This window comes from Aeromonas popoffii, assembly GCF_000820025.1.
Lineage (GTDB): Bacteria > Pseudomonadota > Gammaproteobacteria > Enterobacterales > Aeromonadaceae > Aeromonas > Aeromonas popoffii.
On the sequence record NZ_CDBI01000104.1, the window covers coordinates 31,438 to 32,026 of the forward strand.

Genomic DNA, 589 nt, shown 5'->3' on the forward strand with positions numbered 1-589 from the left:
CAGGGGGCCGCGGCCCCCTGCTTCACACTCACCCGGGTTGGATCAACCGCGATCCAGCAGTATGTTGAGCATGCGGCGCAGCGGTTCGGCGGCGCCCCACAGCAGCTGATCGCCCACGGTGAAAGCGGCCAGGTATTCCGGGCCCATGCTCAGCTTGCGCAGACGCCCCACCGGGATGCTGAGGGTGCCGGTAACGGCAGCCGGAGTCAGCTCGCGGGCGGTGATGTCGCGATCGTTGGGGATCACTTTCACCCAGTCGTTGTGCGCGGCCAGCAGGGCTTCGATCTCCGCCAGCGACACATCTTTTTTCAGCTTGATGGTGAACGCCTGGCTGTGGCAGCGCAGGGCGCCGATCCGCACGCACAGACCATCCACCGGAATGGCAGCATCTTCGATCCCCAAGATCTTATTGGTCTCAGCCTGGCCCTTCCACTCTTCGCGGCTCTGGCCATTGTCGAGTTTGGTGTCGATCCAGGGGATGAGGCCACCGGCCAACGGCACACCGAAGTTGTCCACCGGCAGGGTGCCGGAGCGGGTCTTCTCGGTGATCTTGCGCTCGATATCGAGGATGGCAGAGGCGGGATCAGCC

General features: G+C 64.3%; 1 protein-coding gene. It reads right to left on the bottom strand.

Translation table 11 applies throughout. From position 1 onward, the window contains the following. Positions 1-42: 42 nt before the first annotated feature. A partial coding sequence (locus tag BN1129_RS21500) for an aspartate-semialdehyde dehydrogenase (protein WP_157013518.1) occupies positions 43-589 on the bottom strand: 547 nt, incomplete at its 5' end.